The organism is Acinetobacter sp. M5A5_2a, from assembly GCF_053345265.1.
The window spans coordinates 125,122-147,390 of record NZ_JBKEZV010000006.1; the positions used below are offsets into that span (position 1 = coordinate 125,122).

The 22,269-nt window shown below is 41.8% G+C and carries 17 protein-coding genes and 1 pseudogene; 6 read left to right on the plus strand and 12 right to left on the minus strand.

From position 1 onward, the window contains the following. Window positions 1–2 precede the first annotated feature (2 nt). From rlmN to ACLBWE_RS09395, 6 genes are all read right to left on the minus strand, one after another. Complete coding sequence (rlmN, locus tag ACLBWE_RS09370) at window positions 3–1,238, minus strand: 23S rRNA (adenine(2503)-C(2))-methyltransferase RlmN (protein ID WP_003654872.1); 1,236 nt, start codon at window positions 1,236–1,238, stop codon at window positions 3–5. A 123-nt stretch (window positions 1,239–1,361) separates the two neighbouring features. Then, window positions 1,362–1,793, minus strand: a complete 432-nt coding sequence (gene ndk / locus ACLBWE_RS09375; RefSeq protein WP_003654870.1) for a nucleoside-diphosphate kinase — start codon at window positions 1,791–1,793, stop codon at window positions 1,362–1,364. 113 nt (window positions 1,794–1,906) lie between these two features. After that, entirely contained in the window at window positions 1,907–2,107 is a 201-nt protein-coding gene (iscX, locus tag ACLBWE_RS09380) for a Fe-S cluster assembly protein IscX (RefSeq protein WP_003654869.1), read from the minus strand. 99 nt (window positions 2,108–2,206) lie between these two features. Further along, window positions 2,207–2,758, minus strand: a complete 552-nt coding sequence (locus ACLBWE_RS09385) for a phosphatase PAP2 family protein (RefSeq protein WP_003654868.1) — start codon at window positions 2,756–2,758, stop codon at window positions 2,207–2,209. Between the two features lie 24 nt (window positions 2,759–2,782). After that, on the minus strand, window positions 2,783–4,072 hold the full coding sequence (locus ACLBWE_RS09390; protein ID WP_447602721.1) for a glycosyltransferase family 4 protein: 1,290 nt from the start codon (window positions 4,070–4,072) through the stop codon (window positions 2,783–2,785). 137 nt (window positions 4,073–4,209) lie between these two features. Continuing rightward, on the minus strand, window positions 4,210–6,393 hold the full coding sequence (locus tag ACLBWE_RS09395) for a carboxy terminal-processing peptidase (protein ID WP_427961597.1): 2,184 nt from the start codon (window positions 6,391–6,393) through the stop codon (window positions 4,210–4,212). Window positions 6,394–6,585: 192 nt separating this feature from the next. Between ACLBWE_RS09395 and nagZ the strand changes: the two genes are divergently transcribed. Then, window positions 6,586–7,605, plus strand: coding sequence for a beta-N-acetylhexosaminidase (gene nagZ / locus ACLBWE_RS09400; RefSeq protein WP_447602512.1), 1,020 nt, complete (start codon window positions 6,586–6,588; stop codon window positions 7,603–7,605). Window positions 7,606–7,685: 80 nt separating this feature from the next. Then, on the plus strand, window positions 7,686–8,528 hold the full coding sequence (locus ACLBWE_RS09405; RefSeq protein WP_447602514.1) for a class I SAM-dependent methyltransferase: 843 nt from the start codon (window positions 7,686–7,688) through the stop codon (window positions 8,526–8,528). Between the two features lie 56 nt (window positions 8,529–8,584). On the opposite strand, the gene ACLBWE_RS09410 is transcribed toward ACLBWE_RS09405, so the two are convergent. Continuing rightward, the gene (locus ACLBWE_RS09410; protein WP_416659241.1) at window positions 8,585–9,898 is read right to left on the minus strand and encodes an alpha/beta fold hydrolase; all 1,314 of its coding nucleotides are present in this window, start codon (window positions 9,896–9,898) and stop codon (window positions 8,585–8,587) included. A 299-nt stretch (window positions 9,899–10,197) separates the two neighbouring features. On the opposite strand from ACLBWE_RS09410, the gene ACLBWE_RS09415 reads away from it, so the two are divergent. Next, a complete protein-coding gene (locus ACLBWE_RS09415; RefSeq protein WP_003654861.1) occupies window positions 10,198–11,463 on the plus strand; it encodes a glutamate-5-semialdehyde dehydrogenase in 1,266 nt (421 codons plus the stop codon). A 119-nt stretch (window positions 11,464–11,582) separates the two neighbouring features. Here the strand turns inward: ACLBWE_RS09415 and ACLBWE_RS09420 are convergent, their stop codons facing one another. The 5 genes from ACLBWE_RS09420 to edd form a co-directional block, all read right to left on the minus strand. Beyond that, window positions 11,583–13,211 (minus strand): NADP-dependent glyceraldehyde-3-phosphate dehydrogenase, encoded by a 1,629-nt coding sequence (locus tag ACLBWE_RS09420; RefSeq protein ID WP_205469912.1) that lies wholly within the window; start codon window positions 13,209–13,211, stop codon window positions 11,583–11,585. Window positions 13,212–13,373: 162 nt separating this feature from the next. After that, a complete protein-coding gene (locus ACLBWE_RS09425; protein ID WP_005036944.1) occupies window positions 13,374–13,886 on the minus strand; it encodes a gluconokinase in 513 nt (170 codons plus the stop codon). A gap of 17 nt (window positions 13,887–13,903) precedes the next feature. Continuing rightward, entirely contained in the window at window positions 13,904–15,262 is a 1,359-nt protein-coding gene (locus tag ACLBWE_RS09430; protein WP_447602517.1) for a GntT/GntP/DsdX family permease, read from the minus strand. A gap of 187 nt (window positions 15,263–15,449) precedes the next feature. Then, window positions 15,450–16,079, minus strand: a complete 630-nt coding sequence (gene eda / locus ACLBWE_RS09435; RefSeq protein WP_005044873.1) for a bifunctional 4-hydroxy-2-oxoglutarate aldolase/2-dehydro-3-deoxy-phosphogluconate aldolase — start codon at window positions 16,077–16,079, stop codon at window positions 15,450–15,452. A gap of 29 nt (window positions 16,080–16,108) precedes the next feature. Further along, window positions 16,109–17,956, minus strand: a complete 1,848-nt coding sequence (gene edd / locus ACLBWE_RS09440) for a phosphogluconate dehydratase (protein ID WP_447602520.1) — start codon at window positions 17,954–17,956, stop codon at window positions 16,109–16,111. 651 nt (window positions 17,957–18,607) lie between these two features. Between edd and ACLBWE_RS09445 the strand changes: the two are divergent. The 3 genes and pseudogenes from ACLBWE_RS09445 to pta all read left to right on the plus strand — a co-directional run bounded on the left by ACLBWE_RS09445 (window position 18,608) and on the right by pta (window position 22,101). Next, a pseudogene (locus ACLBWE_RS09445) lies at window positions 18,608–18,727 on the plus strand (hypothetical protein). After that, a complete protein-coding gene (locus ACLBWE_RS09450; protein ID WP_017391295.1) occupies window positions 18,709–19,911 on the plus strand; it encodes an acetate/propionate family kinase in 1,203 nt (400 codons plus the stop codon). Before ACLBWE_RS09445 ends, ACLBWE_RS09450 begins: the two are co-directional and overlap by 19 nt. Window positions 19,912–19,956: 45 nt before the next feature. Further along, complete coding sequence (gene pta, locus ACLBWE_RS09455) at window positions 19,957–22,101, plus strand: phosphate acetyltransferase (protein WP_447602522.1); 2,145 nt, start codon at window positions 19,957–19,959, stop codon at window positions 22,099–22,101. Window positions 22,102–22,269: the final 168 nt, after the last annotated feature.

Genomic DNA, 22,269 nt, shown 5'->3' on the forward strand with positions numbered 1-22,269 from the left:
ATTTATCCTTGTGTTCGCAAAATCTCTTGACGCTGTGTGACTTTTTTCTGCCACTGTTCAGCACGACGAGTTCTATCAGCCACTTGACCGACTAACTGTCCACATGCAGCATCAATATCATCACCACGTGTTTGACGAATCGTACACACAAATCCAGCATCAGACAAAGTTTTTTGGAACGAGATAATTCGATTTCGGCTTGAGCGACCATATGGCGCATGCGGGAACGGATTAAATGGAATTAAATTAATTTTACTTGGTAAGTTTTTTAATAATTTAATCATTTGCTGTGCATGTTCAGGGTGATCATTTACGCCCTCTAACATCACATATTCAATAGTCACATGTTTACGCGAACTTTCATTACCATCTTTGGCAATATAACGCTGACATGCTGCAATTAACTGAGCCAATGGATATTTTTTATTAATTGGCACTAATTCGTTACGTAATTCATCGTTTGGTGCATGTAAAGAAATTGCTAAAGCAACATCAATGTCTTTTGCAAGTTGGTCAATTTTTGGTACAACACCTGATGTTGATAAAGTCACACGGCGCTTAGACATGCCATAGGCAAAGTCATCAAGCATAATCTGCATGGAGCTTAATACGGCATCATAGTTGAGCAATGGCTCACCCATACCCATCATCACGACATTAGTCACTGAACGCTCACGCTCAGCAACGGGTACTTCTTCCATATAAGAATAGTTTGCCATCCAGAGTTGTCCAATGATTTCATCTGGAGTTAAATCACGTTGGAAACCTTGTTTACCTGTTGAACAAAATGAACAGTCCAATGCACAGCCTACTTGTGACGAAATACACAAAGTCTTGCGCAAGCCTGTTTTATCTTCAGCAGGAATTAATACAGTTTCAACCAAAGATCCTGCACCATCACCCACGCGAAAAACCCACTTACGTGTGCCATCTTTTGAATAATGACGGTGAACAACTTCAGGCGCCTTGATTTCACAAATCTGTTCAAGCTTCTCACGTAATTTGCCTGAAATATTGGTCATTTCAGCAAAATCAGTAATGAAGTATTGATGCATCCATTTCATGACTTGTCCGGCACGAAACTTTTTCTCACCAATGTCTTCAAAGAATTTTTCTAATTCAGTACGAGACATGCCGAGTAAATTCACTTTATTTTCGGCAGCAGGGATTACCAGCGTGGACGAAGATTGCTGCTGTCCATCAAGATTTTCAGATGAAACGACCTCTGCAGAACTCATGTGTATTTACCTAAACCATGTCAAAAAACTGAAGATATTGTTCAAGAATCAAACAATATTCTCTTGAGAGAATAAAAAAACCAGATAAGTAGTATACCACTTATCTGGTTTGAATGCTTTCGATTAACGAGTGCGTGGGCAGATCTCGTTGTCAGCAAAGAAGTAAGCAATTTCACGCTCTGCAGAAGCAACTGAGTCAGAACCGTGAGCAGCGTTTTCATCGATGCTTACAGCAAAGTCAGCACGGATAGTGCCAGGAGCTGCTTCTTTAGGGTTTGTAGCGCCTAAGATTTCACGGTGTGCAAGAACTGCATTTTCGCCTTCAAGAACAGATACTACAACTGGACCAGAAGTCATGAATGCAACTAAGTCACCAAAGAAACCACGTTCTTTATGCTCAGCATAGAAACCTTCAGCATCAGCTTGAGAAAGGTGTTTCATTTTAGTCGCAACAATTTTTAAACCCGCTTTTTCAAAACGAGCAAAAATATCACCGATGTGGTTTTTAGACACTGCATCAGGTTTTACGATAGACAAAGTACGTTCAATAGCCATGAGTGGCTCCTTTATTTTAAGATTTAAACTTTAAAAAATTTGCCGCATTATACCGATGTCATAGGCAATAATCAGCTTTGTATGTGTAAAAGTTGCGATTTTTTCTACTGTTTTTAGCGAACTTCGTCTATCCAGGCCATTTGGATCCCTTCTAGCAATCCTTCTGTCGATTTATTTGGGTCATCATTAAAATCTGGTAAAGCACATACCCATGCATGTAAATCGGTAAAACGAATCCATTGCGGATCAACTTCTGGATGTGCTTCTGACAATTCAATGGCAATATCAATCGTATCTGTCCAACGTAAGCCCATAGCGGCTCCTATCTGTTTAATCTGCTAAATCAAGAACTGTGTACTTTAGCAAATCCACAAACCTAATCGTTAGCTTAAGCTGATAAAAATTACCGATGCTTATAAAGCGATGTTCAATAAAGGTGCAGCAAAAATAATTAAACTTGCCACAGCAGCACCAATTAAAGCCCCTACAATCACATCACTTGGGTAATGTAGACCAAGCACCATTCGAGACAATGCCACGAGCACCATGAAAGGAAACATCGCCGCAAGCAGGACAGGCTGGATATAGCCCAAGACAATTGTCACCATCACGGCATGAAGCGTATGGCCAGATGGAAAGCTGAAATGATCAAGTGGCCTTTCACCGAGCACAATCACCTGATGCACCTGATAAGGACGAGGTCGCGTTGTTTTATGTTTTAAGAATTTATAGATTGCCGTTCCAACAGAACCACCCAGTAACAAGTAGATGATTTGCAGGCTATAGGTGATGCCTTGCATCCCCCATACGATTGCCAGCATTAGATACCAAAATGGTCCATCACCCACACGGCTGATGATTTTGAAAAAAAGGGCAACACGTTGTGAGTGAGAGAAATTATTAAGATATAAACAGCCTCTCAAATCTAAATCGAGTATTTTTATTTTTGCATTCTTAAATTTCATGGTCATTCTCCTATTTTAGGATACTTAGGTGAAGTCCAACGAGGGCTCCTTCACTACCTGATAAAATGCCTGCTCCAATTGCTGAACCGGAAGTTGCCAACCGCTTTGCTGTACTTTATGACAGGCTTGTACGCCCATTTCTCTAAGTTGTTGTACTGAAGGAAGCTGATAAATTTGTTGTATAAAGTGGCTTTTTTGTCCAAGTGGGCTTAACCAGCCATTCACACCATGTGTTAAGTATTGATGTGCACATGCATAATCATACGCGATAACTGGCAAACCGCTTGCCATTGCCTCTAAAACTACGTTACCAAACGTTTCAACTTGACTCGCAAATACGAATACATCTGCACTCGCATAGGCAACTGCCAAATCTTGACCTCTCAGACTTCCGGTAAAAATAACACCCTTCGCTTCAGGCAATGACTTTAAGCGAGCAAAATCTGGGCCATCTCCCACAATCACTAACTTAGTTTTATTTGGCTGTACAGTTTGTAAGTTTGCATAACTTTCAATAAGCACTTGCACTTCTTTTTCTGGAGACAAACGCCCCACATAAAGCATAACGCGAGTATTCTCATCGGCGTCCCATTGCTTTCGCAAACTTTCAGAACGGTGCTTTGGTGAAAACCTTGTCGTATCTACGCCGCGCCCAACAACAACCAGTGGACACGTAATACCGAAACCTCGTAATGCTTCTTGAGTATCTTTACTCGGCACACAGGTCACTTGAGTATTGTTGTGAAACCAGCACAGGTACTTTTGAATCGGTTTGACTAAAAAAGCCAAATCAAAGAATCGGCTAAAATCTTGAAAGGGTGAATGAAAGCCGCTAGAAACCGGAATAGCTTTTGCTTTTGCAGCCTGCATGGCAGTTAAACCTAAAGGACCTTCTGTCACAATGTGGACTACATCTGGCACAAACTTTTCAAAAGCTTTCGATACTTTTAAATATTGTGGCCAGCCAAACTGTAAAGTCGGATATTTTGGAATCGCTTGCGACATGACCAGACATTCTTGCTCTGGTGTAAAGTCATGGCATTTTGCTTTTTGTTCTGGGCGAATCAATAAAATCTTATGCCCCTGCTTTTGTAAGCCTTGGCATAACTGTAATAATGAAAGTGCCACACCATTAATTTCAGGTGGCCATGTTTCTGTAACAATCGCAATTTTTAAACGCGGGCGAACCAACTCATGTAGTAAGTGAGTATTAGACAACTGCTGCTTTTGTTTAAAATAGAATTGGAAGCTTTCAGGAAGTTGCTGTTGTTTTAATAGTGCTGTCGCGTATGAGCTTTGCATAGCGCCATCCATCAATGTATTTATTTTCATGCTTAAAGATTAAGCAGTTTTTTTGACACTTTGATGATAAATGCATGACAGTTTACTGACATGAAAAATAAAAAAGCACACTGATGACAGTATGCTTTTCTCTTAAAACTTAATAACGCTTAGCGATTTTGCAATTTTGCATAATCCATAAGTACATTTGCAGCTTCAGTCACAAAAGTTTCTTCTTCTGGCAATGCAGGACGTTGCGATGCTTTCATTTTAGCGCGAGATTCAGCTAGAGCATCTAATGAAGCTTGATAGCTTTCCCAGTTTGCAAAAGGCTTTTGGCCACTTGCTGCACGGCGTTCATTTTCTGCATCTAGAGTCTGTTTCTCTAAACCAAGCAATTCTGCACGGCGTTTATCAATATCAAGTACCACTTGCTTTTGCTCACTTGTAACCTTAGCAATCGCAGTACGTTTATTTAAATATTTAAACTGAGGATCGACAGCAACACGTTGTTCAGAAGACTGAGACAACTTTGTGACATAAGGTTGAACAGAACCTTCACGTTTAAATGGCGCTGTAGGAATGGTGTCCCACTTCAACGCATTCTTCGATTTACGTTCACCAAACTCTTCGTTATAGATATCGACGAGTTTAATGTCTGGCACTACACCTTTATTTTGTGTACTACCACCGGTAATACGGTAGAACTTACGCTGAGTTAAAGTCGCTTGACCGTATGCCAGAGTATCAAGTTGTACCTGAGCTGTACCCTTACCAGTTGTTGTACTACCAATAATAATACCGCGCTCATAATCTTGAATTGCAGCAGAGTAAATCTCACTCGCTGACGCTGACGCTAAGTTCACCATTACAGCAAGAGGGCCAGTGTAAATTTGTTGACCACCATCATTATCTTCAAAAACACTAACGTTGCCATTACCATCACGAATTTGGACAACTGGACCTGACTTAATCACTTGACCCAGCATACGTGCAACTTCTTCTAATGAACCACCTGGGTCATTACGTAAGTCAATAATAATACCTTCTACTTTCTTCGCTTTTAACGCTTCAAAAGCATTGGCAGTATCTTCCGAAACTGAACGGTACTGTTGACCAGCACGACGTGAACGATAGTCAAAATAGAATGATGGAATTTCAATTACACCCAACAGGTGCTTTTTACCATCACGTGTCACTTCAACTGTGCGTGAACGAACACCAGCATCTTCTTCTTGAATGACATCACGCACTAAGGTCACATTACGTGCCTGACTCATTGATGCACCAGCACCAAGAAGTTTTAATGTTACTTTCGTTCCGCGTTTACCACGAATAAGCCCAACAATTTCAGAACTTGACCAACCAACCACATCAATCATTTTCTCGCCTTCTTGGGCGACACCAACGATTCGATCTCCTGATTTCACTTGGCCAGATTTACTAGCAGGACCACCTTCTACAATGGTTTCAATCTTGGTGTAATCTTCATTGCCACGCTCTGGACGAATCGACACCCCAATGCCTTCTAGTTGCAAGGTCGTTTGGCGATTAAGTTCTATCGCATCAATTGGCGGGTAATAGTTACTATGTGGATCATAGGTCGCCAACATGGCATTTAATGTTTTATCCAACACATCATCGCTTTTCACACGACTAATTCTTTCAAGCTGACGTGTATAACGTTTAGTTAAGGTCTGAGCTGGTGTTAAATCTTCTGGGCCAGTTAAGTCTTGACCATCAGCTAGTGAAGGGTTTTCTTTAAGCGCTTTTTGTTTCGCCTGCTCTTCTTCACGACTAATGGTTAAGTTGATTAACTGCGAAACCAACATTTTGCGCCAGTGATTTTGTTGCTCAGCTGTCGTTTTAAAATACGGTGCTTTTTCACGATCAACTTCAATATAGCTATTTGGCTGTTTTAAATTTTGCTGTTGTTTCAACTCAGCCAACATGAACTCATAAAATTGTTTTAAGCGTTCACGATATTGCTGATGAATAGCAAATGGCCCTGTTAAGTTCCCCGCTTTTAATGAAGCGCCAAAATTTGAACCATATAGTTTTTTATAATTTTGAACTTCGGCGTCTAAAAATAGTGAGTGATCTGGATCAAGGTTATCTAAATACATATCGAGAATACGATTTGATGTTGTCGCATCCAGACGCATATTCAAATAATGTTGGCGATCAACTAAAGTTGCCAGTTGGCGGGCCACCAAAGCCTGCTCTTGCGTTGGCTGGATCGATTGAGAAACCACAGCAGTATTCGTTGCTGCTCTCGCTTCATTCATCGTATGAGAGAAGAATAAACCGCCAGTCGCGATCGCTACTGCACAAGCTATAGTTTGAAGTTTCATAAATTTTTAATACTTCCTTGGGTGTTCCTATCTTACATGCTCTGTTTTCGATATGAACTAAGCAGATTCAAAATCTTAACCAACTAAATTGTTTATACCGTGTAGTTTTATCATATTCTGTACTGACAAAATGTAGCAAAACATTGCAAAATTCGCTTATTGTTTTTCAATCAAAATTCAAATGGAACCAATATGATTGGCGCATTGATGCTGGATATCGCCGGCACAGAACTTACTCAAGAAGATATTGAACTATTACGCGCTCCGCAAGTCGGTGGCATGATTTTATTTGCACGAAATATTGAATCTCCGCAACAAGTGCGTGCTTTAACAGACCACATGCGTCAAATTCGTCCAGATATTTTAATTGCTGTCGACCAAGAAGGTGGTCGAGTTCAGCGCCTAAGATCTGGTTTTACCTTATTACCAGCCATGGGCCGTTTTGGTGAACTTTATATTACCCAACCTCAAAAAGCACTTGAGCTAGCTGAACAGTGTGGTTGGCTCATGGCAACCGAAGTCCTTGCTGTAGGTATTGATTTCAGTTTTGCACCAGTTTTAGACCTTAATGCAATTAGTGATGTCATTGGTGACCGAGGTTTCTCTAAAAATATTGAGGATATCGCACCTCTTGCTGGCGCATTTATGCAAGGCATGAAAAAAGCCGGAATGGCAAACACGGGCAAACACTTCCCGGGCCACGGTTCCGTGAAAGCAGATTCTCATGTCGCAGCTGCAATTGACAGCCGTAGCTATGATGAAATCTATAATCATGACATGCAAAGCTTTATCAAGCTCATGCCTCAGCTTGATGCACTCATGCCAGCACATGTTATTTATAATCAGATTGACCCAAATCCAGCTGGTTTTTCACCTTTCTGGATTCAAGAAGTTCTACGCAACCGTTTGAAGTTTGATGGTGTACTTTTCTCTGACGACTTAACTATGCAAGCCGCGTGTGTAGCAGGCGGTGCAGATGCACGTATTCAAGCCGCGCTTTCTGCGGGTTGTGATATGGGGCTTGTGTGTAATGACCGTAATGCAGCATGCACAGCACTAGAAGGTATCGAAAAACTTGCTCTGCCAAACCAAGAGCGTTTAGAACGTATGCGCGGTCAAATTCCACAAATTCAGATTGGTGAAACCTTATCGCTAGGAATGGAGTGGCACGCTGTCAAAACAGCCATTGAAGAGTTTAAGAATTCGTTTTAAATTGACTTAAGCACATATTTGACTGATGGTTCAAATCATCAGTCAAATCACACAAAAACAATAAACCGAGTTCAGGACGAATGACACAACAACTTTCTAAACACCGCCATATTTCTTTTACTGCACACTATACCGGCTATATCTGGTACCAAATGGGGATCTCTCACGAAGCACTTGCTACAGCTAAAGGAAAATCACTGGCGTATTTGGTTCACCCAATAGAATCTTGGGCCGAGAAATATGTGGGTGGCAGCATGCGCACCACTCTCAAACAACGCCATACGATGCTTGATCATCATTTAGAGAAGTTAATTCAAGAAAATCCTGATCTACAAGTCCTTGAAATAGCATGTGGTCTGTCCCCTCGCGGATGGTGGTTTAGACAGCATTACCCTTCAATTACCTATCGGGAGCTTGATTTACCCGATATGGCACAAACCAAACAAAATGCGCTTCAGCAAATTGAAAAAAATCCGCCTGAAATTTTATCGGTTGATTTATTTACAGAAGCCTTTGCACAAGCATTTGAAGTATTTGACCCGAACCGCCCATTGGTTGTAATTAGTGAAGGTTTAATTAACTATTTTGATAAAGATTTATTAAAACAACTCATTCAATCGATCGCGCACTACGGTGCTGCTTTTAAAACGTTCCACTATTTAACGGATCTGTACCCTGAACCAATTAAAAACAAACTGGCGACCCTGATCTGGAACAGTAGTAAGCTACTTAAATTAATGTCCCGCAGTTCCTTTAGTTTTCATTTTAAAAGCCCTCAAGAAGTGCAGGATTTTTTTAAAGATGCGGGGTTTCAACATGCCACAGTTGAACAGCCACAAATATTTTTTGGGCAAGTTCCTTCCAATGATCATGAGCAACATTTAGGTGATCTTGTCTGGATAATCCATAGCCAAACAAAATAATAAGCATAAAAAATTGGAAGCTCGAAAATTACGAGCTTCCAACTATAAGGAATAGATTAAACAGTTTGTTTTTGACGAGCAATAAAACGGCTTAAACGATCAGCAAGTTCAAAACTACCATGTTTGAACAAAGCTCGAATCCCCTGCTCTGTACTTTCAAAAATTAAACATTCAATTGAAAAAGTACCTTCTTCATCTTCTAAATGCAGTGCTAAATCACGTGGATGTTCATTTACAAAATCAAGCTTCGAAACATCATCCATTTTTAAATACATACCAAAGAATGTGACATCAACAATTGTCACTGGCACCTGTACATCAAACTCTCGGTGAGTAAGTTGAGTTTTTGGCTGTAAAACCCGAACCCGTTCTTCACCACGGCGTTCCATCTTTTGCATTTGTTCACGTGTCATGGGAATAATGCCATCCAGATTTTGGATAGATTCCCCTTTCAAGAAAGTGGTGAACAAACTCATGGTTTCTTTACGGCGTTGCAACTGAGGTACATGATCAGCATTTGCAATAAGTGCAAATTCCATATCTGGACATTGCAAAGCAAAATTTGCATTTTCATGTGGCAGAGTAAAACTATCGTACTGCCCTGCAGCAACCAGAGTTTTACACGCTGGAATTGGCACGTCAGTTAAACGCAAAAGACGATTACAGTTAATTTCATAACGCTCTCGCTCTGTGCCCGTAAACTCAGCCATTTGCCTAAAAAATAATTTTTTAGCTGTAGGCGACATGCGGGTCTTATCTAATTTTGCATGATTCACCAAATATAAAATCACGGCTTGCCCAAACTCTTCCATGCGGTTTTCTTGCATGAGCTTAAGAGACTCTTCCAAAATCATTCGCCAACTTTTTCGGGTCTTTTGCATGACACCCATCAAAATCATGCGGTCCATTAATTCTGGACGATGATAAGCAAAGCAAGAGGCTATCACCGACCCCAAAGACATTCCCATAACGGAAACTTTTTGTAGTCCAACAATATCCAGCCAACGTCCCAACATTTTAGATAAATCAGGTAGTTCTAAAGTACCCGCAGATACTCCTGTGTCCCGATTGGTAATTTGCTGATTTGCACCCATAGAAGGTAAATCAATTAAGATTACCGGACCGCTTTCAAACAATTGTTCAACACAATATTTATAAGAATTAAAATTCTGGAAAGCACCGCCCACAATCACAATTGGCGTATTGTGAATCGTTTTTGGATCGGCAATCGCCATATATTCAATCTTCCAGCCGTCAATCCATGTTGTACGAGCAGGTTGTTTAAAACTATCTCTATGGTAGATATCGAAAAAGCCAAAACCGGCATAAGCTTGGTTTATCTCCGAATCCATTTGAATAATGGAATTCATATCCTTGCTTCCTCCTTGCTGTAATTTTTTTATGCTGCAAGAGTTCCTTCTTGAACACGTAATCTTTTATGCACAAAACTTTAAAATTTGTATTAGTTTGTATTGCACAATAACATTCTAAACAATTGTGTGAAATATACGCAATCGCTCAAATGACCGCTCATCTTGTTTAAGTCGCTAATAGTTTGCAAAATATTTAAATGTTTTTTTATGGCGGTCACATTTTTCAAAAAAAGCCATTCATTGTTCCGCATTTGACTGCTACTATCGTAGTCATTGGTAAACGATTAAAAACGGCTATGCAAGATTCAATTGAACAATATATGCAAAAAGTCGGGCAACAAGCACGTGACGCCTCACGCGTCTTAACAAGTGCTTCTACCTCGCTTAAAAATCATGCACTCTCTGCTATTTATACTGCTTTGGAAAATAATCAGGCAGCAATCTTGGCAGCGAATCAAGTGGACATGGATAAAGGTCGTAGCAATCAGCTCGATAGCGCATTGCTTGATCGTCTTGAACTTACGCCCGCACGTTTTAAAGGAATGTTGCAAGGTTTAAAAGATGTGATCGCGCTTGTCGATCCTATTGGGGAAATTACTGATCTTGCATACCGCCCAACAGGTATTCAAATTGGCAAAATGCGTGTACCTCTAGGGGTCGTTGGGATGATTTACGAATCGCGCCCAAATGTCACGCTAGAAGCAGCATCTTTAGCCATCAAATCGGGCAATGCCATTATTTTGCGTGGTGGTTCAGAAGCACTTGAGTCAAATAAAGCAATTGCAGAAGCAATTAAGCATGGCTTAAAAGTAGCAGGCTTACCTGAACATTCAGTACAAGTAATTGATACGCCTGATCGTGCGGCAGTCGGCCACCTTATTACTATGGCTGAATATGTGGATGTCATTGTTCCACGTGGTGGTAAAAGCTTAATTGAGCGTGTGACGAATGAAGCACGTATTCCTGTTATTAAGCATCTTGATGGTAACTGTCATGTATTTGTCGAAGCGCAAGCAGACCTTCACAAAGCCTTACCTATTACATTGAATGCAAAAACTCATCGCTATGGTGTTTGTAATGCGATGGAAACTCTGCTTGTTGATGAAAAGATTGCAGATGTTTTCTTACCACGCATTGCCGAACTTTATGCAGAAAAGCAAGTTGAACTACGTGGCTGCCCAGAAACACGCCGAATTTTAGGCCCATCTGTTAAAGCTGCAACGGAAGAAGATTGGTATACCGAATATTTGGGGCCAATTCTTGCAATTAAAGTTGTTAGTGGTTTAGACGAAGCAATTGACCATATCAACAAATATGGTTCACATCACACCGATGCGATTGTGACCGAAAATTATAGTTTGGCGCGTCAATTCTTGGCTCGTGTAGATTCGAGTTCAGTGGTTGTCAATGCCTCGACTCGTTTTGCTGATGGTTTTGAATATGGCTTAGGTGCAGAAATTGGTATCTCTACAGATAAAATCCATGCACGTGGTCCTGTTGGTTTAGAAGGTTTAACTTCTCAAAAATGGATTGTGTTAGGTGACGGTCAGATTCGTCAATAATCGATCTACTATTCCAAACAAAAACGCCTGATATTAATCAGGCGTTTTTGTTTATTTTATTATTCAAATTTTACAAGCAAAAAACCAGCCCGATGGCTGGTTTTTTAACTACATACCGCTTAGAAAATAAAGTCGGTATTCACAAATTTAGAATAGTGCTCAGACACCATAGAGGCCAGCATGCCTTTGCTGTCATCAGTCTGTTTAGCAGCAATCATAGAACGGATAGAGAATGCACGCAGCGCATCATGCACAGACAGTGTGCCTTCCGCAGAATCTTTACGACCACCAAATGGAAACACATCTGGACCACGTTGGCACTGACAATTAATGTTCACACGACAAACCTGATTGACCAGCGGATCAACCAAATGACCAATTTGCTCAGGGTCACTACCAAAAATACTCACCTGCTGACCATGATCAGAAGTAGTAACATATTCCAGCACAGTTTCAATGTCATCATAAACAGAGACTGGTACCACTGGACCAAACTGTTCCTCACGATACAGTCTCATGCCTTCAGTCACTGGATAAACTACGGCTGGATAGAACATAGTTTTGCAGAATTCACCACCTTCTACATTAACCACTTTTGCCCCTTTAGCCACGGCATCTTCAATGACTTCTGTCATGTAAGCCGTACGGTGCATGCCTGGCAGCGGAGTAATAAAAACACCTTTTTCCCACGGCATACCCACTTTCAGTTTGGCCAGTTCAGCCGTTAAGCGGTTAACAAATTCATCGGCTATCGAGCGATGTACCATCAGCATTTTGAGCGCAGTACAACGCTGACCATTGAATGACAATGCACCCAGCAGACACTCTTTCACTGTCAGATCCAAGTCGGCATCCGGCAGAATAATGGCAGCATTCTTCGCATCCAGCCCCAAAATCGCACGCAGACGGTGAGATTTAGGATGTTGCTTTTTCAAGTAATCGGCCACTTTGCTAGAACCAATCAGCGCCAATACGTTGATTTTTCCAGATGCCAACAGATGCGGCACCACCAGTGAGCCTGGCGCATAGATGGTATTGATCACACCTTTCGGGAATGATTCACGGAATGCTTCCAGCAATGGTTCAAACAACAAGGTACCAAATTGAGGTGGTTTGAAGACGATGGTATTGCCCATTAGCATAGCCGGAATCAGGGTAGCAAAGGTTTCATTCAGCGGATAGTTATATGGCCCCATACATAACACTACGCCCAACGGAGTACGACGGATTTGACCAATGGTACCTTCAGCAATCACAAAGCGGGAGTTGGCATTATCTAGGTCTTTCAGGGCATCAATGGTTTGACGCATGTAGGTGACAGTACGGTCAAACTCTTTCTCAGAGTCAGCCAAGCTCTTGCCAATTTCCCACATGATCAGTTTAACAATCAGGTCTCGTCGCTCCACCATACGCTGAATGAAATTCTGCATACAGGCGATGCGCTCACCAACTTTCATCATTGGCCATTCACCACGACCATTGTTGTAGGCCCGTACTGCTGCTTCTAGTGCTTCGTCGCTTTCCTTCTCACCCATGATTGGATAACTGCCAAGCTCAACTTGCTGCAAACTACCATCAGACTGCTGAGTCCAGATTGGGGACAATGTTTTCTTGGTTGCACCAGCCCACAACTTCAGCTCACCATCTACTAATGAGACACGCTGATGAATTTGGGATGGCAGACGCACGTTCTCAGGAATACTATCTACTACGGGAAATTTCTGCTGCAAATTATTTGAATGACTCATTCTTGTTATCTCCAAGTTTTATATATTTATGTATTTATATATTCGAACCTAGCCCGCTATGATCAGGCCTTGTTCCTGTGAATACCAGTATCATTACTGGTATTCACTTTGCTTGAGCCGCACCACAAATCAATCAAGACTTTGCAATGTTTCTAAATGAGGTTACCCCCGACACACACTGTCAGTTACCCCTAGTTTTTGCATGACCTGCACAACTATTTGTTCAGGTGTCAATGCGATATCAATCGTAATTGCCTCATGAACATCAGGCTCTTCTAAAGTATCAAGCTGAGTCTGCAATAAAGAAGGGTCGAAAAAATGGCCTGCTCGCTCAGCAAGACGCTGTTTTAACAACTCATATGACCCTTTTAAATATACAAACTGCACATTCTGGTCATGTCCGCGTAAAATATCCCGGTAAACCCGCTTTAGTGAAGAACAAGTAAACACTGCGGTCTCACCCGCCTGCTGCTTCTCTTCAATAGCTTTACGAATCGCGTGTAACCAAGGCATGCGATCTTCATCAGTTAAAGGAATACCCTGACTCATCTTGCTTTTATTTGCAGTCGAATGCAGTGTATCTCCATCGAGAAACTCACAAGCCAAATGCTCCGACAGCAACTCACCAATCAGTGTTTTGCCTGTTCCACAGACACCCATTGCAATCACAATCATGGATTACTTACCTCTAATTATAAAATAGTGCTAAGAAGTAGCGTGAAAGACAAACCCAACACCGAAATAATGGTTTCTAATACTGACCAAGTTTTGAGTGTCTGCCCTACTGTCATACCAAAATATTCTTTGATTAACCAAAATCCTGCATCATTTACATGGGAGAAAACCAATGAACCTGACCCTGTGGCAAGTACTAAAAGTTCTGGTCTAACGACGACACCAGCTGTAGCAGCAATCGGAGCGACAATACTACAAGCAGTAGCCATAGCGACTGTTGCCGATCCTGTTGCCAAACGAATCAATGCTGCAACTAACCAGCCCAACAATAACGGTGACAAATTTGCCTTCAAGGCTGTAGAAACGATCTCATTAGAAATACCACTGTCACGCAAAATTCCGCCAAAACCGCCACCAGCACCGACAATCAACATGATTCCGGCAATAGAAGCCAAACAACCACCACAGAATTTTTCGATCTGTTCACGGTTAAAGCCCTGCATCGTACCAAAGGTAATAAAGCTGACCAGTACAGCGATAAGCAATGCGATATCAGAAGTACCAATGAAACGTAGTAAGTCATTTGCGAAAGTTTGTGGTGCAAAGAAAAGATCAGCCCAACTTCCGATTAACATTAATACGACAGGCAACATAATCGTAAATAAGGTAATTCCAAAGCTTGGTAGCTCACGAGTTTCTTTCTTGTCTACCTCAACAAATTGCTTAAACAATGGATTGTTCTCAGGCAATTTGACATATTTGTTGATCCATAATGCATACAACGGCCCTGAAACAATCGCCGTTGGTACGCCCACTAATAAGCTGTAGGCAATCGTTTTACCAATATCAGCGTGATATGCCTGTACTGCCAACAATGCTGCCGGATGTGGTGGAATCAAACCATGCACAACGGACAACCCTGCAACCATAGGCAAACCTACGACCAATAACGACTTGCCTGTTCTTTTGGCAATGTTAAAAGCAATTGGAATAAGGAGTACGAAGCCCACTTCGAAAAATACGGGCAGCCCCACAATAAGGGCAATGAACATCATGGCCCAGTGAATATTTTTCTCACCGAACCATTTAATTAAAGTAATTGCTATTCGCTCTGCGCCGCCCGACTCGGCCATCATTTTACCGAGCATCGTTCCTAGTGCGATTACAATCGCAAGGTGACCTAAGGTTTTACCGGTACCAGCTTCGTAGGATTTAACAATGTCACCCATTGGCATGCCAACAGCCAAGGCTAAACCGAGTGAAACAATAATAAGAACTAGAAATGGATAAATTCTGAACTTCGCGATCATGACAACTAAAGCAATAATCGCGATTACAGTATAGATAAGCAACATGCCACCCTGAACCGTCTCCATGTGACATTTCTCCTTGGAGTAACTATCTAGGCAACTAAGCCCAAATAAAGGTCTTCAACCAGGATAATTCCTACTGTTGAGACACTAATTTTTTATATTTAGGTATGACCAGCATCACTACTGGTCATATCGACATAAGCTCTAAAGCACATCAAACGCACTTCATTTTTATAAATATTTACTACACTTAATCAGCTCTCAACTGACTAGCCAATTGTGCCAAGCGAGTAATTTCCGCCCAATCTTGTGAAGCAACTGCCGCTTTCGGTGTTAACCACGAACCACCAACACACACCACATTTGGTTGCTTTAAAAAGTCCGGAGCTGTCTCTACAGTAATGCCACCTGTAGGGCAAAAACGTAGGTTTGGAAATGGACCATAGAATGCTTTTAGCATCTCGACTCCACCCGCTTGCTGAGCCGGAAAGAACTTCACAATCTCATAACCTAATTCAATTGCCTGAATCAGGTCACTTGGCGTCATCACACCCGGCAACAAAGGCAAACCGGCATCTTGTGCAGCCAAATGTAAATCTTTAGTCAAACCCGGTGACACACCAAATTGAGCACCAGCTTTTTTTGCTTGAGCACAATGTTCTGGCTTGGTAATGGTACCGACACCGACCACAATGTCATCTGCCAACTGGCTCGCACGCTCAATAGCGGCAAGGCCTGCGGCAGTACGTAACGTAATTTCCAATACTTTCACGCCACCAGTGTGCAGCGCGCGTGATACATGCTCACCTTGCTCGGCAGACTCAAATGCCAGTACAGGAATCACTGGTCCTAATTGAACAACATCTTCAATCTTAATCATTACTTTTCTATTCCTATTATTATTAAAGTCTAAGGTTGAACGATTTCACCAACCAAAGCACCAAACACAGAAGCACCATGCTCAGCTGGGGCAGCAGCTGCACGGAATACACCAAATAATTCACGGCCAAAGCCGACTTCGTTTTCTGCCTGATGTTCAGGTTGTGCAACAGGGCGTGACTGCCAAACAGCTTCATCTAACTCAATATCGAGTACACCAGCTTCAGCATCAATCACCAACATATCTCCCGTTTGCACTTTAGCAATCGGACCATTCAGCAAAGCCTCTGGAGATAAATGAATCACCGCTGGAACTTTGCCTGAAGCACCAGACATACGACCATCGGTTACTAATGCCACATGGAAACCTTGATCTTGTAAAACACCTAATACAGGGGTTAAACGATGTAGCTCTGGCATACCATTCGCACGCGCGCCTTGGAAGCGAACAACAGCAATAAAATCTCGGTGTAACTCACCACGATCAAATGCAGCCTGTACTGCTTCTTGAGAATCAAACACGATTGCAGGTGCTTTAACTTTACGATGTTCTGGAGCAACGGCAGAGATCTTAATCACACCACGTCCTAAACGCCCTTGCATTAAACGCAAGCCACCATCTGGTTGGAATGGCTCATCGAAACTACGCAGAACTTTGTCATCAAGGCTTTGAACCACGCCATCGACCCAAGTGAGCTTACCGTCGATCAGTTTTGGTTCTTTGGTGTAATGGTGTAAACCCTTACCTGCAACGGTAGTTACATCGTTATGCAACAAACCAGCTTCAAGCAAATTACGAATGAGGAAAGCAACCCCGCCCGCAGCCTGAAAATGGTTTACATCGGCTTTACCGTTTGGATAAATTTTTGCGAGCAATGGAACAACAGCCGACAATTCATCAAAGTCGTCCCAGTCAATCAAGATGCCAGCGGCACGGGCAATCGCAATAAGATGCAAAGTATGGTTCGTCGATCCACCTGTAGCTAATAACGCCACAATGCCGTTTATAATTGCTTTTTCATCAATGACATGACCAATCGGCGTGTAGTTTCCGCGCTCAACAGTTAAGTCAAGTACACGAATCGCAGCTTCTGCGGTGAGTGCGTCACGCAATGGTGTATGAGGGTGAACAAATGCGGCACTTGGAAGGTGTAAACCCATCACTTCCATCAGCATTTGATTACTGTTGGCCGTACCATAAAATGTACAAGTACCTTGTCCGTGATAGGCAGCTGACTCAGCTTCAAGCAAGGCATCGCGCCCAACTTCGCCGGTTGCGAACTGCTGACGGATTTTGGCTTTATCGTCATTAGATAACCCACTTGTCATTGGACCCGCAGGTACAAAAATGGTAGGTAAATAACCAAATTGCAAAGCACCAATTAACAACCCCGGCACAATCTTATCGCACACACCTAAACATAACGCTGCGTCAAACATGTTATGAGACAGTGCAATAGCAGTGCTCATTGCAATGGTTTCACGAGAGAATAATGACAGCTCCATACCAGCATTACCTTGAGTAATACCATCACACATCGCTGGCACACCACCTGCAAATTGCGCTACACCACCATTTTCACGAGCGGCTGTTTTAATTAGATCTGGAAATGTTTTATAGGGTGCATGTGCCGAGAGCATTTCGTTATATGAAGATACAATGCCAATATTTGGCTCACGGCCTACTTTAATAATTAATTTTTCATTATCTTCCATGCTGGCAAAACCATGGGCCAGATTGGCACATGAGAGTGCACCACGAGCAGGAAATTTGCCTTGTGCATGTTCAATACGTTGTAAATATGCAGAACGAGTTTTTTGACTACGCGCAATTACGCGCTCGGTAACTTTTGCCAGTATGGGATTCGGCAAGTCCATGCAGGACGCTCCTGTACAACCGGATAAGCCGGAAAAAAATAAACCAAATGATATATTTTCTGATCATTTGAAAAAGGATGAATAATATTATTCAGGCGAAAAGCGACATGCAACCCCAGTCAATGCTGCTGTAATGACCTCAGCACAAGCCTTAGAGGCATAGTAAGCTTAGGTTTTAGACCAAAAACCTATTTAAAATCTCGATTATTTATGCTTAAACTGAACTTCAGAAATTATGGTAAAATTATCGTAATATCAATATTATGAAATACATTTCACAACATCTAGATAATAAGCTTTTCATACTATTTTTTAGTTCTAATAAGCCTATGTTTTATTCTTTATAATTCTCATTCCTACTATTAATTCTTAATTTCAATTACGTATATTATTTGTAATATATTTTTCAAATTTAATTAAAGAGACTTCTGCCTTCTTAATAAAGAATCAATAACCAACATTTAAAAATGAAATTTGGTTCAAGCTTACTTTTCATAAATGTATACAAAAAACTCGTTTGCATCCTTATAAAAAAACAAGGAATACAGTGATTAAGCTTTATACTGAACAAATATTAGTTACAAATAATTTGATGGTCGATAGTGCTTAAGTCTAATGGGCTAAAGTCTATCTTGGACAGAAAAACAACACATGTTAAAACATGACAACCAGTTCAACGTGTAGCCGAAAATAATACATTTTGAACAGGAAGTTAGGAAAACTATTTTAAATCAGGACGTGGGTATTTCAACGTGGCTACATCAGTATTAGTTATCAATTGCGGCTCTTCATCTATTAAATATGCTCTAGTTTCAGAACGTCGTGAAGATCGTATTTACGGTTTAGCAGAAAACTTGGGGGCAGCAGATGCTCGTATTAAGGGAGTGACTGTTGGTGGTGAACCACTTGAACTTGCTATCCCCTATGCTGACCATGCCAAAGCTTTAGAAACTTTACTTGCGCGTCTTGCCAACTACAAACCACAGGCAATCGGCCATCGTGTTGTACACGGCGGTAGTTTAACCAAAGCAGAATTACTCACCCCTGAAATTATTGAACGTATTCGTGCTGCAACGCCTTTAGCTCCTCTTCACAACCCAGCACATTTAATCGGTATTGACGCAACCGTACGCCTATTTCCTGAATTACCTCAAGTTGCAGTCTTTGACACCGCATTTCATCAAACCATGCCACCGCATGCCTACCGTTATGCAATTCCTAAGTTCTTATATACCGAACATAACGTCCGTCGTTATGGCTTCCATGGTACAAGCCATGCCTATGTGTCTGACCGAGCAAGTGAACTTGCAGGCAATCTGAAAAAAGGTGGTTGGTTAACAGCACACCTAGGAAATGGCAGCTCGACTTGCGCGGTATGGAACGGACAAAGTGTTGATACTTCTATGGGCCTTACTCCACTTGAAGGTGTGGTAATGGGAACTCGTAGTGGTGATGTCGACCCAAGCCTACATAGCTTCCTTGCGAAAAACCTCGGTTGGGATTTGGCTAAAATTGATAAGGTTTTAAATAACGAAAGTGGCTTACTTGGCTTATCGCAATTGTCTAATGACATGCGTACAGTCATTGAAGCAGCAGAAATTGGTAATGAAGATGCTTGCCTCGCAATTGAAGTGTTTAGTTATCGCCTTGCAAAATCACTTGCTGCCTTAAGCTGTGGTTTACCAACTTTAGACGGCCTCATTTTCACAGGCGGTATTGGTGAAAACTCGGCATATATTCGTGAAAAAACTTTAGCGTATTTACCTCATTTTGGTTTGCAGCTCGACAAAGATCAAAACAACAACTTAAAACGTGGCACTGAAGGCCGAATTGATAATGGAACAGGTCCGCAAATTTGGGTCATTCCAACAGATGAAGAAGGCCGTATTGCCAAAGAAACCCGTCAAGTTGTTGAAGCGGCAGGAACTACAGCATCTGTAGCAAGCCTTGCTTAATCAGATCTTAGCGAAAACTCGATATTCATTTATTTATAGGTTTATATGAATACAATTTTATTGATTCCTACAGGTGAAGGGGTTGGTTTAACCTCTGCCTGCCTAGGCATGATTTACGCACTTGATTGTAACGGGATTAAAGCAGGCTTTTTAAAACCATTTTCTCAAGAAGACCAAGAGCATCTTGATCGAACAACTTCATTATTCGGTCATTTATTTCAAAGTAAAACTGTTCAATCTATTTCGCATGAAAAATTAACTCAGCTTATTGCCGCTGGGGAAGTGGATGAATTACTTGAAGAAGCTGTGAGTCTACATCGCAGTGTTGCAGCAGACCATGATGTCATTATTGTGGAAGGCTTATTACCAAACGGACAAGACCACTTCGCCAGTGAACTCAACGCAAGTCTTGCACAAGCACTTGATGCAGAAGTCGTATTGGTCAGTACAGCAGATATTCAAAACCCGAAAAAAGCCGCAGAAAAAGTAGATGCTCATTTACGCCAGTTTGGTGGTGCAGCGTCAAATCGTACTGCGGGTGTACTCTTTATGCGTACCCGTGGATTAACCGAAGAAACAGCACAAATTCCTGTTGCGTTTGATCCATCATTACGTCCGACTGAAGACATCGCAAAATTTACGGCCGAACTGCAAAAATATAACCGTTATTTTGGTTCTAGTGATTTACCGATTATTGGTTTAGTTCCATTTAGTAATACGCTGAGCGTACCTAGAACCCTAGATATTGCGAATGTGATTGATGGGCAATGGGTACATCAAGGTGAAGCTAAAACACGCCGTATTTTGCATTCAAGTTTAATTGCGTCAAGTATTGAATATGAACTCAATAAATTTATTGCAGGCGAACTAATTATTAGTGCGTCTGAGCGTACAGACGTATTACTGGCAAGCAGTTTGGCGACCAGCAATGGTATTCCACTCGCTGGCTTGGTTCTGACTGAACGGGAAGCACCAGCTCCTGAGCTTTTAGAGTTTTGCCAAAATGCGATCAAGCAAGGCTTACCAATTTTACATACACGTCTCAATACATTAGAAACTGCTCAGCGTTTATCTGACTTTGGTAATGAAATTCCCGTCGATGATACTGAACGTGCAGAACAAGTGACTCGTTTTGTTTCAAGTCATATTGATGTCGAATGGCTTAAGCAACACAGCAACAATGCAGCTACCCCTCGCCTGTCTCCATCGGCTTTCCGTCACGAACTGGTGCAAAAGTCGATTGCAGCGAAAAAACGAATTGTACTGCCTGAAGGCGATGAACCACGCACCATTCAAGCTGCAGCCATTTGTCAGGCACGTGGCATTGCTGACTGTATTTTGCTGGCAAAACCAGAGGCGGTTCAGGATGTTGCAAAAGCACGTGGTATTGAATTACCCGCTGGATTAGCAATTGTTGATCCAGATAGCATTCGCGACCAATATGTAGCGCCAATGGTCGAGCTGCGTAAAGGTAAACTCAACGAGCTTCAGGCAAAGGAACAACTTCAAGATACCGTAGTACTCGGTACGATGATGTTAGCTTTAGACGAAGTAGATGGCCTAGTTTCTGGCGCAGTACACACCACAGCAAATACAGTTCGCCCAGCATTTCAGCTCATCAAAACAGCGCCAGATTATTCACTAGTTTCATCTATCTTCTTTATGCTTTTACCAGATGAAGTTTATGTGTACGGTGACTGTGCAATTAACCCAGACCCTACAGCCGAACAACTGGCTGAAATTGCGATTCAGTCTGCTGACTCGGCTAAAGCTTTTGGAATTGACCCTCGTATTGCCATGATCAGCTACTCAACCGGTACTTCTGGAACAGGTGCAGATGTTGAGAAGGTACAACAAGCAACTCAAATTGCTCAGCAACGTCGTCCTGATTTACTTATTGATGGTCCACTTCAATACGATGCAGCTTCAGTTGAAAGTGTTGGACGCCAAAAAGCACCAGACTCGCGAGTTGCAGGTCGTGCCAATGTATTTATTTTCCCAGATTTAAATACCGGTAACACCACGTACAAAGCAGTACAACGTGCTGCGAATGTTGTGAGCGTTGGACCAATGTTGCAAGGTCTAAACAAACCTGTAAATGACTTGTCTCGCGGAGCATTGGTAGATGACATCGTCTTTACCATTGCATTAACGGCAATTCAGGCTGAACAGCAAGCTGCTGCTAAATAATTAATAATTTGATCCACTTCTACCTCTCGCCATTTGATGTCCGCTCAAATGGCTTTTTTTATTTTAATCGTTTCAAAATAAATAATTTTCCTATCTCTGACGTTTAAATGCCCCCTATATAGTCTTATGCGACTTTCGGTCAAAAGATCAACCAATCTCCCACAAAAC

Coding starts and splice junctions, on each gene's coding strand:
- rlmN (WP_003654872.1), bottom strand. CDS start 1,238: ATGAGTTCTGCAGAGGTCGTTTCATCTGAAAATCTTGATGGACAGCAG.
- ndk (WP_003654870.1), bottom strand. CDS start 1,793: ATGGCTATTGAACGTACTTTGTCTATCGTAAAACCTGATGCAGTGTCT.
- iscX (WP_003654869.1), bottom strand. CDS start 2,107: ATGGGCTTACGTTGGACAGATACGATTGATATTGCCATTGAATTGTCA.
- ACLBWE_RS09385 (WP_003654868.1), bottom strand. CDS start 2,758: ATGAAATTTAAGAATGCAAAAATAAAAATACTCGATTTAGATTTGAGA.
- ACLBWE_RS09390 (WP_447602721.1), bottom strand. CDS start 4,072: ATGGATGGCGCTATGCAAAGCTCATACGCGACAGCACTATTAAAACAA.
- ACLBWE_RS09395 (WP_427961597.1), bottom strand. CDS start 6,393: ATGAAACTTCAAACTATAGCTTGTGCAGTAGCGATCGCGACTGGCGGT.
- nagZ (WP_447602512.1), top strand. CDS start 6,586: ATGATTGGCGCATTGATGCTGGATATCGCCGGCACAGAACTTACTCAA.
- ACLBWE_RS09405 (WP_447602514.1), top strand. CDS start 7,686: ATGACACAACAACTTTCTAAACACCGCCATATTTCTTTTACTGCACAC.
- ACLBWE_RS09410 (WP_416659241.1), bottom strand. CDS start 9,898: ATGAATTCCATTATTCAAATGGATTCGGAGATAAACCAAGCTTATGCC.
- ACLBWE_RS09415 (WP_003654861.1), top strand. CDS start 10,198: ATGCAAGATTCAATTGAACAATATATGCAAAAAGTCGGGCAACAAGCA.
- ACLBWE_RS09420 (WP_205469912.1), bottom strand. CDS start 13,211: ATGAGTCATTCAAATAATTTGCAGCAGAAATTTCCCGTAGTAGATAGT.
- ACLBWE_RS09425 (WP_005036944.1), bottom strand. CDS start 13,886: ATGATTGTGATTGCAATGGGTGTCTGTGGAACAGGCAAAACACTGATT.
- ACLBWE_RS09430 (WP_447602517.1), bottom strand. CDS start 15,262: ATGGAGACGGTTCAGGGTGGCATGTTGCTTATCTATACTGTAATCGCG.
- eda (WP_005044873.1), bottom strand. CDS start 16,079: ATGATTAAGATTGAAGATGTTGTTCAATTAGGACCAGTGATTCCTGTA.
- edd (WP_447602520.1), bottom strand. CDS start 17,956: ATGGACTTGCCGAATCCCATACTGGCAAAAGTTACCGAGCGCGTAATT.
- pta (WP_447602522.1), top strand. CDS start 19,957: ATGAATACAATTTTATTGATTCCTACAGGTGAAGGGGTTGGTTTAACC.